Source organism: Stenotrophomonas sp. 107298_Sma (assembly GCF_056480345.1).
Genome location: NZ_CM151094.1, coordinates 864205 through 879828 on the forward strand (window position 1 = coordinate 864205; position 15624 = coordinate 879828).

General features: G+C 63.1%; 10 protein-coding genes. All 10 read left to right on the top strand.

The annotated features are described in order from the left end of the window. Positions 1-7 precede the first annotated feature (7 nt). Positions 8-568, top strand: a complete 561-nt coding sequence (gene nusG, locus ACZK2G_RS03970) for a transcription termination/antitermination protein NusG (RefSeq protein WP_004145203.1) — start codon at positions 8-10, stop codon at positions 566-568. 297 nt (positions 569-865) lie between these two features. Continuing rightward, positions 866-1294, top strand: coding sequence for a 50S ribosomal protein L11 (gene rplK, locus ACZK2G_RS03975; RefSeq protein WP_004145248.1), 429 nt, complete (start codon positions 866-868; stop codon positions 1292-1294). A gap of 4 nt (positions 1295-1298) precedes the next feature. Continuing rightward, positions 1299-1997, top strand: a complete 699-nt coding sequence (rplA, locus tag ACZK2G_RS03980) for a 50S ribosomal protein L1 (RefSeq protein WP_004145250.1) — start codon at positions 1299-1301, stop codon at positions 1995-1997. Positions 1998-2381: 384 nt separating this feature from the next. Further along, positions 2382-2918 carry a 50S ribosomal protein L10 gene (gene rplJ / locus ACZK2G_RS03985; protein WP_004145252.1) on the top strand — a complete coding sequence of 179 codons (537 nt, stop codon included), beginning with the start codon at positions 2382-2384 and terminating at the stop codon, positions 2916-2918. Between the two features lie 63 nt (positions 2919-2981). Continuing rightward, positions 2982-3350, top strand: a complete 369-nt coding sequence (gene rplL, locus ACZK2G_RS03990) for a 50S ribosomal protein L7/L12 (protein ID WP_004145253.1) — start codon at positions 2982-2984, stop codon at positions 3348-3350. 364 nt (positions 3351-3714) lie between these two features. Next, positions 3715-7869 carry a DNA-directed RNA polymerase subunit beta gene (gene rpoB / locus ACZK2G_RS03995; protein ID WP_046988086.1) on the top strand — a complete coding sequence of 1385 codons (4155 nt, stop codon included), beginning with the start codon at positions 3715-3717 and terminating at the stop codon, positions 7867-7869. An 87-nt stretch (positions 7870-7956) separates the two neighbouring features. Continuing rightward, complete coding sequence (gene rpoC, locus ACZK2G_RS04000; protein ID WP_046988087.1) at positions 7957-12180, top strand: DNA-directed RNA polymerase subunit beta'; 4224 nt, start codon at positions 7957-7959, stop codon at positions 12178-12180. A gap of 283 nt (positions 12181-12463) precedes the next feature. Continuing rightward, positions 12464-12838, top strand: a complete 375-nt coding sequence (gene rpsL, locus ACZK2G_RS04005) for a 30S ribosomal protein S12 (RefSeq protein ID WP_004145320.1) — start codon at positions 12464-12466, stop codon at positions 12836-12838. 11 nt (positions 12839-12849) lie between these two features. Further along, positions 12850-13323 carry a 30S ribosomal protein S7 gene (rpsG, locus tag ACZK2G_RS04010; protein ID WP_004145321.1) on the top strand — a complete coding sequence of 158 codons (474 nt, stop codon included), beginning with the start codon at positions 12850-12852 and terminating at the stop codon, positions 13321-13323. A 138-nt stretch (positions 13324-13461) separates the two neighbouring features. Next, positions 13462-15603 (top strand): elongation factor G, encoded by a 2142-nt coding sequence (gene fusA / locus ACZK2G_RS04015; RefSeq protein WP_065722846.1) that lies wholly within the window; start codon positions 13462-13464, stop codon positions 15601-15603. Positions 15604-15624: the final 21 nt, after the last annotated feature.

Genomic DNA, 15624 nt, shown 5'->3' on the forward strand with positions numbered 1-15624 from the left:
GAATTGCATGAAGCGTTGGTACGTCGTTCACGCCTATTCGGGCTTCGAGAAGTCGGTGGCGCAGGCCCTGCGCGATCGCATCGTCCGTGACGGCATGGAAGAGCGCTTCGGCGACGTCCTGGTTCCGACCGAGGAAGTGATCGAGATGCGCGCCGGCCAGAAGCGCCGCTCCGAGCGCAAGTTCTTCCCGGGTTACGTGCTGGTCCAGATCGAGACCCACGAAGAGGCGGGCATTCCGCGCATCGACAACGAAAGCTGGCACCTGGTCAAGGAAACCCCGCGCGTCATGGGCTTCATCGGCGGTACCGCCGATCGTCCGCTGCCGATCGCCGATTCCGAGGCCGAAGCCATCCTGAATCGCGTTCAGGAAGGTGTCGAGAAGCCGCGTCCGAAGGTGCTGTTCGAGCCGGGCCAGATGGTCCGTGTCACCGACGGTCCGTTCAACGATTTCAATGGCGTGGTCGAAGAAGTCAATTACGAGAAGAGCCGTCTGCGCGTCTCGGTGCTGATCTTCGGTCGTGCCACTCCGGTCGAGCTCGAGTTCGGCCAGGTCGAAAAGGCCGTCTGATCCGGCTGTAGAGTCGAGCCATGCTCGACTGCGGGGTCTGGATGGCGGTGCAGTCGAGCATGGCTCGACTCTACAGAAGGAACCGGGCCTTGCCCGGTTTCCTTCGTTTATGTGCCGCTTCAGGCATGTGAAGAAAAAACCTGATATAGTGCGCGGCTCCCCGCTGGGAAGCCAGCAGGACGAGGCCGCCGCAAGGTGGCCTTCAGCATGATTTCAAAACGCGATGCCGGGACGCGTGATTCCCGGTCCGATGGGGAGCCTGTTGTCGCAAGGCGCTAGCACCCGGAGAGCATACTCATGGCAAAGAAAGTTGTCGGTTACATCAAGCTGCAGGTGAAGGCCGGTCAGGCCAACCCCTCGCCGCCGGTCGGTCCTGCGCTGGGTCAGCGCGGCCTGAACATCATGGAATTCTGCAAGGCGTTCAACGCTGCCACGCAGAAGCTCGAGCCGGGTCTGCCGGTTCCGGTGATCATCACGGCCTACTCGGACCGTACGTTCACCTTCATCACCAAGAGCACCCCGGCCACCACTCTGCTGAAGAAGGCCGCTGGCATCTCGTCGGGCTCCAAGCGCCCGAACACCGAGAAGGTCGGCAAGGTCACCCGTAAGCAGCTGGAAGAGATCGCCAAGGCGAAGGAACCGGATCTGACTGCCGCCGACCTGGACGCCGCCGTGCGTACCATTGCTGGCTCTGCCCGTTCCATGGGCCTCGTGGTGGAGGGTTAAGAAGATGGCACAGACCAAGCGTGAGAAGGCCATCAAGGCCGCTGTCGTTCCGGGCAAGGCATACGCCTTCGAGGACGCGATCAACATCCTGAAGACCGCCACCAAGGCCAAGTTCGTCGAGTCGATCGACGTGTCCGTGCGCCTGGGCGTCGATGCGAAGAAGTCCGACCAGCAGGTCCGTGGCTCCACCGTGCTGCCGGCTGGTACCGGCAAGTCGGTCCGCGTCGCCGTGTTCGCTCCGGCCGGTGCCAAGGCTGACGAAGCCCTGGCCGCTGGCGCCGAAGCCGTCGGTATGGACGATCTGGCCGAGAAGATGCAGGCCGGCGATCTGAACTACGACGTCGTCATCGCGACCCCGGATGCCATGCGCGTTGTCGGTAAGCTGGGCACCGTGCTGGGCCCGCGCGGCCTGATGCCGAACCCGAAGGTCGGCACCGTTTCCCCGAACCCGGGTGAAGCCGTGAAGAATGCCAAGTCGGGTCAGGTGCGCTACCGCACCGACAAGGCCGGCATCATCCATTGCACCATCGGCAAGGCCGACTTCGCCGAAGACGCGCTGAAGTCGAACCTGACCGCGCTGCTGCTGGACCTGATCAAGGCCAAGCCGGCCACCTCGAAGGGCACCTACCTGCAGAAGGTTTCGGTCAGCTCGACGATGGGCCCGGGCGTCACCGTCGACCAGTCGTCGCTGACCCTGAAGTAATTGTTTCAAGCGGTCACGGTGCCCTGGGTGCCGTGACCGTGACATTTGAAGGCATCGCCGGCAGCACATCGCCGGTGGTAGCCGTCAAAGACCGCAGGCGCGGTCATGGCAATACCGGCGACGGGCACGGAAGCTCGAACTGGCAGGGAGTCGCCGCCGGAGCAGTCATGAGCGCTTAATCGATTCCCCGGAATCACCCTGCGTAGATGGTGCCCTTCTGGAGTTTTTCTGGTTCACGCATGTCTGGGATTTCCCTGATTGCCTCCAGGTCTGGAACGGCCCACCCCCCGGAGCATCATTCCGATGTTCCCGGCGTCCAGGACGGATGCTGCACAGGACCGCACACGGCAGGAGCCGTAAGCGGAGTTCAATAGGAGGAGTGCAATGGCTCTCAATCTGTCCCAGAAGCAAGAAGTAGTCGCCGAGCTGGCAGACATCGCCGCCAAGGCCCACTCCTTGATCGCAGCCGAATACGCTGGCACCACGGTCGCCCAGATGACCGCGATGCGCAAGCAGGCTCGTGAAACCGGTGTTTTCTTGAAGGTTGTCAAGAACACCCTGGCTTCGCGCGCCGTTGAAGGCACCGAGTTCGCAGTCGCCCAGGACCAGATGGTTGGTCCGCTGCTGTACGCGTTCTCGCTTGAGGAGCCCGGCGCAGCCGGTCGCCTGATCAAGGAAGCTGCCAAGGGCAACGACAAGCTGAAGGCTAAGGTCGTCGCCATCGGTGGTGAAGTGTTCCCGGCAAGCCATGTCGACGTGCTGGCCTCGCTGCCGACCCGCGACCAGGCCCTGGCAATGCTGGCCCGCGTCCTGACCGAGCCGGTCACGATGTTCGCCCGCGCCATCAAGGCAATTGGCGACAAGCAGAATGGTGGCGACGTCGCCGCCGACGCTGCTGAGCCGGCCGCCGAGACCGCCTGAGTTTCGACTTACCGTGGTTCCTGACGGAACCTCAACCCAGAAAATCATCCAAAGGTATTAATCATGTCCCTTACCAACGAACAGATCGTCGACGCCATCGCCGAGAAGTCCCTGATGGAAGTGATGGAGCTGGTCAAGGCCATCGAAGAGAAGTTCGGCGTCTCCGCCGCTGCTCCGGTTGCCGTGGCTGCTGCCGCTGGCCCGGCCGCTGCTGTTGAAGAGCAGACCGAGTTCACCGTCACCCTGAAGTCGGCCGGCGACAAGAAGGTCGAAGTCATCAAGGCCGTCCGCGCCATCACCGGCCTGGGCCTGAAGGAAGCGAAGGACCTGGCCGAAGCCGGTGGCGTCCTGAAGGATGCCGCTTCGAAGGACGAAGCCGAGAAGATGAAGAAGGACCTGGAAGCTGCTGGCGCGACTGTCGAAGTCAAGTAAGCACTTCCTTTGCATCGTCATCGATTCACGGCGATGCAGCCAAGGCTGGGGGCGTAAGCCCCCGGCCTTTGGTCGTTGTTGCGGTGCGGGTAGAGTCGACTGTTAGTCGACTGCTGTGAAAAAGGTCGACTAACAGTCGACTCTACCGTTCCAGATGCAGAAAAAAGCCCAACACGGGCTGCAGTCAAACCCCGGCAAGCCAGCGCGGAGCGCGGCAGCAGGGGCGTGGTAGCAGACGAGTTGGCAGTTGGAAGTAGCGGGAGAAGGCGTGCTGGTGCCGGCAATACCAGCGACTTCCAACTGACAATTTCAAGTTCCCTTCGGATCGTGGGCGCACGATCCGCACAACAAGGTGGAAGACCTCATGACGTCCTATTCGTTCACCGAAAAAAAGCGTATCCGCAAGGATTTCGGCAAGCAGCGTTCGATTCTCGAAGTGCCGTTCCTGCTCGCCATCCAGGTGGATTCCTACCGTGAATTCCTGCAGGAAAACGTCGATCCGGCCAAGCGCACGGACCACGGCCTGCACGCTGCGCTGAAGTCGGTCTTCCCGATCGCCAGCTACAGCGGCAATGCTGCCCTGGAATACGTCGGCTACAAGCTGGGCGAACCGGTCTTCGACGAGCGTGAGTGCCGCCAGCGTGGCATGAGCTACGGCGCGCCGCTGCGCGTGACCGTGCGCCTGGTGATCTACGACCGTGAGTCGTCGACCAAGGCCATCAAGTACGTGAAGGAGCAGGAGGTCTATCTGGGCGAAATCCCGCTGATGACCGAAAACGGCACCTTCATCGTCAACGGCACCGAGCGCGTCATCGTTTCGCAGCTGCACCGTTCGCCGGGCGTGTTCTTCGACCACGACCGTGGCAAGACCCACAGCTCGGGCAAGCTGCTGTACAGCGCCCGCATCATTCCTTACCGCGGTTCCTGGCTGGACTTCGAGTTCGACCCGAAGGACGCGCTGTTCACCCGTATCGACCGCCGTCGCAAGCTGCCGGTGTCGATCCTGCTGCGCGCGCTTGGCTACAGCAACGAAGAGATGCTGGCCGAGTTCTTCGAGATCAACACCTTCCACATCAACCCGGATGAAGGCGTCCAGCTGGAGCTGGTGCCGGAGCGCCTGCGCGGCGAAACCCTGGGCTTCGACCTCGCCGACGGCGACAAGGTCATCGTGGAAGCCGGCAAGCGCATCACCGCGCGCCACATCAAGCAGCTGGAAGCCTCGGGCATCGCCGCCCTGGCCGTGCCGGACGACTACATCGTCGGCCGCATCCTGTCGCACGACGTGGTCGATGCTTCGACCGGCGAACTGCTGGCCCAGGCCAACGACGAGATCACCGACGAGCAGCTGCAGGCCTTCCGCAAGGCCGGTGTGGATGCCGTGGGCACCCTGTGGGTGAACGATCTGGATCGTGGCCCGTACCTGTCCAACACCCTGCGCATCGACCCGACCAAGACCCAGCTGGAAGCCTTGGTCGAGATCTACCGCATGATGCGTCCGGGCGAACCGCCGACCAAGGACGCCGCGCAGAACCTGTTCCACAACCTGTTCTTCACCTTCGAGCGCTACGACCTGTCTGCGGTCGGCCGCATGAAGTTCAACCGTCGCGTGGGCCGCAAGGAAACCACCGGCGAAGCCGTGCTGTACGACCGCAAGTACTACGGCGAGCGCAACGACGAAGAGTCCAAGCGACTGGTTGCCGCCCACGGCGACAGCTCGGACATCCTGGACGTGATCAAGGTCCTGACCGAGATCCGCAACGGTCGCGGCGTGGTCGATGACATCGATCACCTGGGCAACCGTCGCGTGCGTTCGGTCGGTGAAATGGCCGAGAACGTGTTCCGCGTGGGCCTGGTCCGCGTCGAGCGCGCGGTCAAGGAACGCCTGTCGATGGCGGAGTCGGAAGGCCTGACCCCGCAGGAGCTGATCAACGCCAAGCCGGTGGCTGCGGCGATCAAGGAATTCTTCGGCTCCTCGCAGCTGTCGCAGTTCATGGATCAGAACAACCCGCTGTCGGAAGTCACGCACAAGCGTCGCGTCTCGGCCCTGGGGCCGGGCGGTCTGACCCGTGAGCGCGCCGGCTTCGAAGTGCGCGACGTGCACCCGACCCATTACGGCCGCGTCTGCACCATCGAAACCCCGGAAGGCCCGAACATCGGCCTGATCAACTCGCTGGCCGTGTACGCCCGCACCAACCAGTACGGTTTCCTCGAGACCCCGTACCGCAAGGTCGTGGACGGCAAGGTCTATGACGAAGTCGAGTTCCTGTCGGCCATCGAAGAAAACGAATACGTCATTGCGCAGGCCAACGCGCTGACCAATGCCGACAGCGTGCTGACCGAACAGTTCGTTCCTTGCCGCTTCCAGGGCGAATCGCTGCTGAAGCCGCCGGCGGAAGTCCACTTCATGGACGTCTCGCCGATGCAGACCGTGTCGATCGCGGCCGCGCTGGTTCCGTTCCTGGAGCACGATGACGCCAACCGTGCACTGATGGGCGCCAACATGCAGCGTCAGGCCGTGCCGACCCTGCGTGCGCAGAAGCCGCTGGTCGGTACCGGCATCGAGCGCGCCGTGGCGCGTGACTCCGGTGTGACCGTGAACGCCCGTCGTGGTGGCGAGATCGTGCAGATCGATGCCGCCCGCATCGTGGTCAAGGTGGTCGAGGAAGAAATCGTCGGTGCCACCGACGCCGGCGTCGACATCTACAACCTGGTCAAGTACACCCGTTCGAACCAGAACACCTGCATCAACCAGCGTCCGCTGGTCCAGGTGGGTGACATCATCGCCCGCGGCGATGTGCTGGCCGACGGTCCGTCCACCGACATCGGCGAACTGGCTCTGGGCCAGAACATGCTGATCGCGTTCATGCCGTGGAACGGCTACAACTTCGAAGACTCCATCCTGCTTTCCGAGCGCGTGGTGGAAGAGGATCGCTACACCACGATCCACATCGAAGAGCTGACCTGCGTCGCGCGTGATACCAAGCTGGGGCCGGAGGAAATCTCCGCCGACATCCCGAACGTTTCCGAGCAGGCGCTGAACCGCCTGGACGAAAGCGGCGTGGTGTACATCGGTGCCGAAGTCCGCGCCGGCGACATCATGGTCGGCAAGGTCACCCCGAAGGGCGAAAGCCAGCTGACCCCGGAAGAGAAGCTGCTGCGCGCGATCTTCGGCGAGAAGGCGTCGGACGTGAAGGACAGCTCGCTGCGCGTGCCGCCGGGCATGGATGGCACCGTCATCGACGTGCAGGTCTTCACCCGCGACGGCATCGAGAAGGACAAGCGCGCCCGTCAGATCGAAGAGTCTGAAATCAAGCGCGTCAAGAAGGACTTCGACGACCAGTTCCGCATCCTGGAAGCGGCCATCTACATGCGTCTGCGTTCGCAGATCGTGGGCAAGGTGGTCAACGGTGGCGCCAGCCTGAAGAAGGGCGACGTCATCACCGACGCCTTCCTGGACGGCCTGAAGAAGGCTGACTGGTTCGCCCTGCGCATGAAGGACGAAGACGCTTCGGAAGCCATCGAGCGCGCCCAGAAGCAGATCCAGGCGCACGAGAAGGAATTCGAGCGTCGTTTCGCCGACAAGCGCGGCAAGATCACCGCTGGCGACGACCTCGCCCCGGGCGTGCTGAAGATGGTCAAGGTGTTCCTGGCCGTGAAGCGCCGCATCCAGCCGGGCGACAAGATGGCAGGCCGCCACGGCAACAAGGGTGTGGTGTCCAACGTGGTGCCGGTCGAGGACATGCCGTACATGGCCTCGGGCGAAACCGTGGACATCGTGCTGAACCCGCTGGGCGTGCCGTCGCGTATGAACATCGGCCAGATTCTGGAAGTGCACCTGGGCTGGGCAGCCAAGGGCCTGGGTCGCAAGATCCAGGCGATGATGGAAGCCCAGGCTGCGGTCGCCGACCTGCGCAAGTTCCTGGACGACATCTACAACCACGACGACACCAACGTGGCCAACCGTGTCGACCTGTCGCAGTTCAGCGACGAGGAGCTGCTGCGTCTGGCCCGTAACCTCACCGACGGCGTGCCGATGGCCACCCCGGTGTTCGACGGCGCCACCGAAGCGGAAATCAAGCGCATGCTGGAACTGGCCGACCTGCCGAGCAGTGGCCAGACCCAGCTGTACGACGGCCGCACCGGTGAAGCGTTCGATCGCCACACCACCGTCGGTTACATGCACTACCTGAAGCTGAACCACCTGGTCGACGACAAGATGCACGCGCGTTCGACCGGTCCTTACTCGCTCGTCACCCAGCAGCCGCTGGGCGGCAAGGCGCAGTTCGGCGGCCAGCGCTTCGGTGAAATGGAAGTCTGGGCGCTGGAAGCCTACGGCGCGGCCTACACCCTGCAGGAAATGCTGACGGTGAAGTCCGATGACGTGCAGGGCCGCAACCAGATGTACAAGAACATCGTCGACGGTGAGCACGAGATGGTCGCGGGCATGCCGGAATCCTTCAACGTGCTCGTGAAGGAAATCCGCTCGCTGGCCATCAACATGGAACTGGAAGACAACTGATCCATGCCGGCGCGGCGGTCCGCCGCCGCGCCGCTGGCAGTCAACTGAAAGCCCATCGACACAGCATTCCTCCTTCTGGAGAACACCATGAAAGACCTGCTCAACCTCTTCAACCAGCAGCGCCAGACGCTGGACTTCGACGCGATCAAGATCGCGCTGGCCTCGCCGGACCTGATCCGTTCGTGGTCCTTCGGCGAAGTGAAGAAGCCGGAAACCATCAACTACCGTACCTTCAAGCCGGAACGTGACGGCCTGTTCTGCGCCGCCATCTTCGGCCCGGTGAAGGACTACGAGTGCCTGTGCGGCAAGTACAAGCGCATGAAGCACCGTGGTGTCGTGTGCGAGAAGTGCGGCACCGAAGTGACCCTGGCCAAGGTGCGCCGCGAGCGCATGGGCCACATCGACCTGGCTTCGCCGGTCGCACACATCTGGTTCCTGAAGTCGCTGCCGTCGCGCATCGGCCTGATGCTGGACATGACCCTGCGCGACATCGAGCGCGTGCTGTACTTCGAAGCGTACGTGGTGACCGAGCCGGGCCTGACCGCCCTGGAGCGCCGCCAGTTGCTGACCGAAGAACAGTACCTCCAGGCCCGCCAGGAGCACGGTGACGACTTCGACGCCGCCATGGGCGCCGAGGCCGTGTACGAGCTGCTGCGCACCATCGACCTGCAGTCGGAAATGACCCGCCTGCGCGAAGAAATCGCCAGCACCGGTTCGGAAACCAAGCTCAAGCGCCTCACCAAGCGCATCAAGCTGATCGAAGCCTTCCTGGAATCGGGCAACCGTCCGGAGTGGATGGTCATGACCGTGCTGCCGGTGCTGCCGCCGGACCTGCGTCCGCTGGTTCCGCTGGATGGCGGCCGCTTCGCCACCTCCGACCTGAACGACCTGTACCGCCGCGTCATCAACCGCAACAACCGCCTGCGCCGCCTGCTCGAACTGAGCGCGCCGGACATCATCGTGCGCAATGAAAAGCGCATGCTGCAGGAATCGGTCGATGCGCTGCTGGACAACGGCCGTCGCGGCCGTGCCATCACCGGCACCAACAAGCGCCCGCTGAAGTCGCTGGCCGACATGATCAAGGGCAAGCAGGGCCGCTTCCGCCAGAACCTGCTCGGCAAGCGCGTCGACTACTCGGGCCGTTCGGTCATCGTGGTCGGTCCGTACCTGCGCCTGCACCAGTGCGGCCTGCCGAAGAAGATGGCGCTCGAACTGTTCAAGCCGTTCGTGTTCGCCAAGCTGCAGCGTCGTGGCCTGGCCACCACCATCAAGGCCGCCAAGAAGCTGGTCGAGCGCGAAGAAGCCGAAGTCTGGGACATCCTGGAAGAGGTCATCCGCGAACATCCGGTGATGCTGAACCGTGCGCCGACCCTGCACCGTCTGGGCATCCAGGCGTTCGAGCCGGTGCTGATCGAAGGCAAGGCCATCCAGCTGCACCCGCTGGTCTGCACCGCGTTCAACGCCGACTTCGACGGTGACCAGATGGCCGTCCACGTGCCGCTCTCGCTGGAAGCCCAGCTGGAAGCGCGTGCGCTGATGATGTCGACCAACAACATCCTGTCGCCGGCCAACGGCGAGCCGATCATCGTGCCGTCGCAGGACGTCGTGCTGGGTCTGTACTACATGACCCGCTCGCTGGAAAACAAGAAGGGCGAGGGCATGGCCTTCGCCAACATCGCCGAAGTCAAGCGCGCCTACGACAACCGCGTGGTGGAACTGCACGCACGCGTCAAGGTCCGCATCACCGAGGTGGTGACCGACGAAGACGGCATCAAGCAGAACAAGACCTCGATCGTGGACACCACGATCGGTCGCGCCCTGCTGGCTGAAATCCTCCCGGAAGGCCTGCCGTTCGCGCTGGCCAACACCGAGCTGACCAAGAAGAACATCAGCCGCCTGATCAACTCCAGCTACCGCCAGCTGGGCTTGAAGGACACGGTCGTGTTCGCCGACAAGCTGATGTACACCGGCTTCGCCTACGCGACCCGCGCCGGCGTCTCGATCGGCATCGACGACATGCTGATCCCGGACGAGAAGAAGGGCATCCTCACCGAGGCCGAAGCCGAAGTGCTGGAAATCCAGGAGCAGTACCAGTCGGGCCTGGTCACCGCTGGCGAGCGCTACAACAAGGTGGTCGACATCTGGTCGCGCACCAACGAGCGCATCGCCAAGGCGATGATGGACACCATCGGTACCGAGAAGGTCGTCAATGCCAAGGGCGAGACCATCGACCAGAAGTCGATGAACTCGCTGTACATCATGGCCGACTCCGGTGCCCGTGGTAGCCAGGCGCAGATTCGTCAGCTGGCCGGTATGCGCGGCCTGATGGCGCGTCCGGATGGCTCGATCATCGAGACGCCCATCAAGGCGAACTTCCGCGAAGGCCTGAACGTGCAGGAGTACTTCAACTCCACCCACGGTGCCCGTAAGGGTCTGGCCGATACCGCGCTGAAGACCGCGAACTCGGGTTACCTGACCCGTCGTCTGGTCGACGTGGCGCAGGACGTGGTGATCACCGAGGTGGATTGCGGTACCACCGAAGGCCTGATCATGACCCCGATCGTGGAAGGCGGCGACGTGGTCGAGCCGTTGAAGGATCGTGTGCTGGGTCGCGTGGTTGCCGAGGACGTGTTCCTGCCGGGCAACGACGAAGATCCCATCGTCACCCGCAACACCCTGCTCGACGAAGCCTGGGTGGCCAAGCTGGAAGATGCCGGCGTGCAGACCATCAAGGTCCGCTCGACCATCTCCTGCGAATCCGCCTTCGGCGTCTGCGGTCGCTGCTACGGCCGCGATCTGGCCCGTGGCCACATCGTCAACATCGGTGAAGCGGTCGGCGTCATCGCCGCACAGTCCATCGGTGAGCCGGGTACCCAGCTGACCATGCGTACGTTCCACATCGGTGGTGCGGCGTCGCGTGCGGCTGCGGTCGACAACATCACCGTCAAGACCACCGGCTCGGTCAAGTTCAGCAACCTCAAGTCGGTCGAGCATGCCAATGGCTCGCTGGTGGCAGTGTCGCGTTCGGGCGAAATCTCGGTGCTCGATGCTCACGGCCGTGAGCGTGAGCGCTACAAGCTGCCGTACGGCTCGATGATCGCCTCCAAGGATGGCGATGCAGTGAAGGCTGGCCAGACCGTGGCCAACTGGGATCCGCATAACCACCCGATCGTTTCGGAAGTGGCCGGTTTCATCCGCTTCATCGACTTCATCGACGGCGTCACCGTCATCGAGAAGACCGACGAGCTGACTGGCCTGGCCTCGCGCGAGATCACCGATCCGAAGCGCCGCGGCGCCCAGGCCAAGGATCTGCGCCCGATCGTCCGCATCGTCGACGCCAAGGGCAACGACCTGACCATTCCGGGTACCGATCTGCCGGCGCAGTACCTGCTGCCGCCGCGCTCGATCGTCAACCTGCAGGACGGCGCCGCTGTCGGCGTGGGCGACGTGGTTGCCAAGATCCCGCAGGAAGCCTCCAAGACCCGTGACATCACCGGTGGTCTGCCGCGCGTGGCCGATCTGTTCGAAGCGCGCAAGCCGAAGGATCCGGCGGTGCTGGCCGAGCGTTCGGGCATCATCAGCTTCGGCAAGGACACCAAGGGCAAGCAGCGCCTGATCATCAAGGACACCGATGGTTCGGAGCACGAAGAGCTGATTCCGAAGTACCGCCAGGTGATCGTGTTCGAAGGTGAACACGTGACCAAGGGCGAAACCATCGTGGACGGCGAGCCGAGCCCGCAGGACATCCTGCGCCTGCTGGGTGTCGAGCCGCTGGCTGCCTACCTGGTCAAGGAAATCCAGGACGTGTACCGCCTGCAGGGCGTGAAGATCAACGACAAGCACATCGAGGTGATCACCCGCCAGATGCTGCGCAAGGTCGAGATCACCGATCAGGGCAGCAGCAAGTTCCTGAACGGCGAACAGGTCGAACGCCAGCGCGTTATCGAGGAGAATGCACGCCTCGGTGCCCGCAACGAGCTGATCGCCCGCTTCGATCCGGTGCTGCTGGGTATCACCAAGGCCTCGCTGGCTACCGAGTCGTTCATCTCGGCGGCCTCCTTCCAGGAGACCACCCGCGTGCTGACCGAGGCTGCCGTCCGCGGCACCAAGGACAACCTGCGCGGCCTGAAGGAAAACGTGATCGTCGGCCGCCTGATCCCGGCCGGTACCGGTCTGTCGTACCACAGCAACCGCCGCCGCGGCGCTTCGGGTCTGACCGACTCGGAGATGCAGGCCCTGACCGGCACCCCGGCTGCAGTCGAGGCGCCGGCCGTTGAAGCCGAAGCTGAACAGGCGTCTGGCGAAGAATGAGGTATCAGGTCCGGCCGAGAGGCCGGACCACCCCATCGGTTCATCGATGGGATTGGGAAAGGGCAGGGGGGATCGTCCGCGATCCACCCTGCCAACCTGAACGGGGTACATGGAGGCCCCCCAGTAACGTTCCAGGATCAGGAACGGGCTTGACAGGAGGCGTTTGACTGCTTTCCTGGCAGGTTGCTACAATCGTCTGTCTCAGCAGGCCAGAATTTTGGCCTGCTTTAACATTTCCGCATCTCTGGCCGGATTTCCGGCCACCAATCAGAAGAACCTACTGATGGCGACGATCAACCAGCTGGTCCGCAAGCCGCGGCAAGCTACTACGTACAAGAGTGCCTCGCCGGCGCTCGACAAGTGCCCGCAGCGCCGTGGCGTCTGCACCCGCGTTTACACCACCACTCCGAAGAAGCCGAACTCGGCTCTGCGCAAGGTTGCCAAGGTTCGCCTGACCAACCAGGAAGAGGTGATCTCCTACATCGGTGGTGAAGGCCACAACCTGCAGGAGCACTCCGTGGTCCTGATCCGTGGCGGTCGCGTCAAGGATCTGCCGGGTGTGCGTTACCACACCGTTCGTGGCTCGCTCGACGCCGCCGGCGTCGCCAAGCGTCGCCAGGCCCGTTCCAAGTACGGCGCCAAGCGTCCGAAGGCCTAAGGAGAGAGCATATGTCGCGTAAGGGTAATACTCCGCAGCGTTCCGTCCTGCCCGATCCGAAGCACGGAAGCGAAACCATCGCCCGCTTCATCAACATGGTCATGCAGAGCGGCAAGAAGTCCGTCGCCGAAAAGATCGTGTACGGCGCCATGGACGTGATCACCGAGAAGAACAGCAGCGCCAACGCCATTGAACTGGTGCAGAAGGCGCTGGACAACGTTGCTCCGGCGGTCGAAGTGAAGTCGCGTCGCGTCGGCGGCGCCACCTACCAGGTGCCGGTCGAAGTGCGTTCGTCGCGCAAGATGGCCCTGGCCATGCGCTGGCTGATCGACTCCGCGCGCAAGCGTGGTGAGAACACCATGCCGAAGAAGCTGGCTGCTGAACTGATCGACGCCTCGGAAAACCGTGGTGGCGCCATCAAGAAGCGCGAAGAAACCCACCGCATGGCCGAAGCCAACAAGGCATTCGCCCACTACCGCTGGTGAGTTTGACGGCCTTGTAAAACAGGCAGGGCAGCACCATTACGGTGCTGCCTCGCGGTCCCGGAAGGACTGCGCCAATCCGAAGGCCGCCGCAAGGCGGCGTTCGGCCATCCGAAATCCAAGAAATCTGAGAGGCTCCCCGTGGCCCGTTCCACTCCCATCGAGCGTTACCGTAACTTCGGCATCATGGCCCACATCGATGCCGGCAAGACCACCACGTCCGAGCGCATCCTGTTCTACACCGGCAAGAGCCACAAGATCGGTGAAGTGCACGACGGCGCCGCCACCATGGACTGGATGGAGCAGGAGCAGGAGCGTGGCATCACGATCCAGTCCGCTGCGACCACCGCGTTCTGGAAGGGCATGGACAAGTCCCTGCCGGAGCACCGTTTCAACATCATCGACACCCCCGGGCACGTTGACTTCACCATCGAAGTCGAGCGTTCGCTGCGCGTGCTCGACGGTGCGGTGTTCGTGCTGTGTGCCGTCGGTGGCGTGCAGCCGCAGTCGGAAACCGTGTGGCGCCAGGCCAACCGTTACAAGGTGCCGCGCATCGCGTTCGTCAACAAGATGGACCGCACCGGTGCCAACTTCTACAAGGTCCGTGACCAGCTGAAGGCAAAGCTCGGCGCCGTCGCCGTGCCGATGCAGCTGCCGATCGGCGCTGAAGAGGGCTTCAAGGGCGTTGTCGACCTGCTGAAGATGAAGGCCATCCATTGGGATGAAGCCTCGCAGGGCATGAAGTTCGAATACGGCGACATCCCGGCCGACCTGCAGGAAAAGGCTGAAGAAGCCCGTACCTTCATGATCGAAGCCGCGGCTGAAGCCAACGAAGAGCTGATGGAAAAGTACCTGGGCGGCGAAGAGCTGGCCGAGGCTGAAATCATCAACGCGCTGCGTACCCGCACCCTGGCCACCGAGATCGTGCCGATGTACTGCGGCTCGGCGTTCAAGAACAAGGGCGTGCAGGCCATGCTCGACGGCGTGATCCAGCTGCTGCCGTCGCCGGTCGACGTGCCGGACGTGACCGGTACCGACGTGGACGACGAAAACGTCGCCATGAGCCGCAAGTCGGACGACAAGGCTCCGTTCTCGTCGCTGGCCTTCAAGATCATCACCGATCCGTTCGTCGGCGCGCTGACCTTCTTCCGCGTCTACTCGGGCACCCTGAACGGTGGCGACACCGTGCTGAACTCGGTGAAGGGCAAGAAGGAGCGCATCGGCCGCATCCTGCAGATGCATTCGAACAACCGCGAAGAGATCAAGGAAGTTCTGGCCGGTGACATCGCCGCTGCCGTGGGCCTGAAGGACACCACCACCGGTGACACCCTGTGCTCGATCGACCAGCCGATCATCCTGGAGCGCATGACGTTCCCGGAGCCGGTGATCTCGATGGCTGTCGAGCCGAAGACCAAGTCGGACCAGGAAAAGATGGGTCTGGCTCTGGGTCGCCTGGCGCAGGAAGATCCGTCGTTCCGCGTCAAGACCGACGAAGAATCCGGCCAGACCATCATCTCGGGCATGGGCGAGCTGCACCTGGACATCATCGTCGACCGCCTGAAGCGCGAGTTCAACGTTGAAGCCAACGTCGGCGCGCCGCAGGTGGCCTACCGCGAAACCATCACCCTGGCCGACGTCAAGTCGGACTACAAGCACGCCAAGCAGTCCGGTGGTAAGGGTCAGTACGGTCACGTCGTGATCGAGCTGTCGCCGCTGACCGCTGCAGACCGTGCCGATGCCAAGCTGGCCCCGGCGATCAAGGATGACTTCCTGTTCGTCAATGACATCACCGGCGGCGTGATCCCGAAGGAATTCATTCCTTCGATCGAAAAGGGCCTGCGCGAAACCATCACCAGCGGTCCGCTGGCTGGCTTCCCGGTGGTGGATGTCAAGGTCAAGCTGGTGTTCGGCTCGTACCACGACGTCGACTCCTCGGAAATGGCGTTCAAGCTCGCTTCGTCGATGGCCTTCAAGCAGGGCTTCGCCAAGGCCAAGCCGGTTCTGCTGGAGCCGATCATGAAGGTCGAGATCGTGACCCCGGAGGATTACCAGGGTGACGTGATGGGCGACGTCAGCCGTCGTCGCGGCGTGCTGCAGGGTTCCGACACCACCGGTGACGGTTCGGCCAGCATCATCAACGCGATGATCCCGCTGGGTGAAATGTTCGGCTACGCCACTGCGCTGCGTTCGCAGACCCAGGGCCGTGCCACCTTCACCATGGAATTCGATCACTACGAGCCGGCGCCGAACAACATCGCCGAAGCCGTCATGAAGAAGGGCTGAGCCTCGCTCAGCCTCTCCTGA

Excerpts from the sequence above, each read along its gene's own strand:
- rpoB (WP_046988086.1), top strand. The coding sequence starts at position 3,715 with ATGACGTCCTATTCGTTCACCGAAAAAAAGCGTATCCGCAAGGATTTC.
- rpsG (WP_004145321.1), top strand. The coding sequence starts at position 12,850 with ATGTCGCGTAAGGGTAATACTCCGCAGCGTTCCGTCCTGCCCGATCCG.
- rpoC (WP_046988087.1), top strand. The coding sequence starts at position 7,957 with ATGAAAGACCTGCTCAACCTCTTCAACCAGCAGCGCCAGACGCTGGAC.
- rplJ (WP_004145252.1), top strand. The coding sequence starts at position 2,382 with ATGGCTCTCAATCTGTCCCAGAAGCAAGAAGTAGTCGCCGAGCTGGCA.
- rplL (WP_004145253.1), top strand. The coding sequence starts at position 2,982 with ATGTCCCTTACCAACGAACAGATCGTCGACGCCATCGCCGAGAAGTCC.
- rplA (WP_004145250.1), top strand. The coding sequence starts at position 1,299 with ATGGCACAGACCAAGCGTGAGAAGGCCATCAAGGCCGCTGTCGTTCCG.
- nusG (WP_004145203.1), top strand. The coding sequence starts at position 8 with ATGAAGCGTTGGTACGTCGTTCACGCCTATTCGGGCTTCGAGAAGTCG.
- rplK (WP_004145248.1), top strand. The coding sequence starts at position 866 with ATGGCAAAGAAAGTTGTCGGTTACATCAAGCTGCAGGTGAAGGCCGGT.
- rpsL (WP_004145320.1), top strand. The coding sequence starts at position 12,464 with ATGGCGACGATCAACCAGCTGGTCCGCAAGCCGCGGCAAGCTACTACG.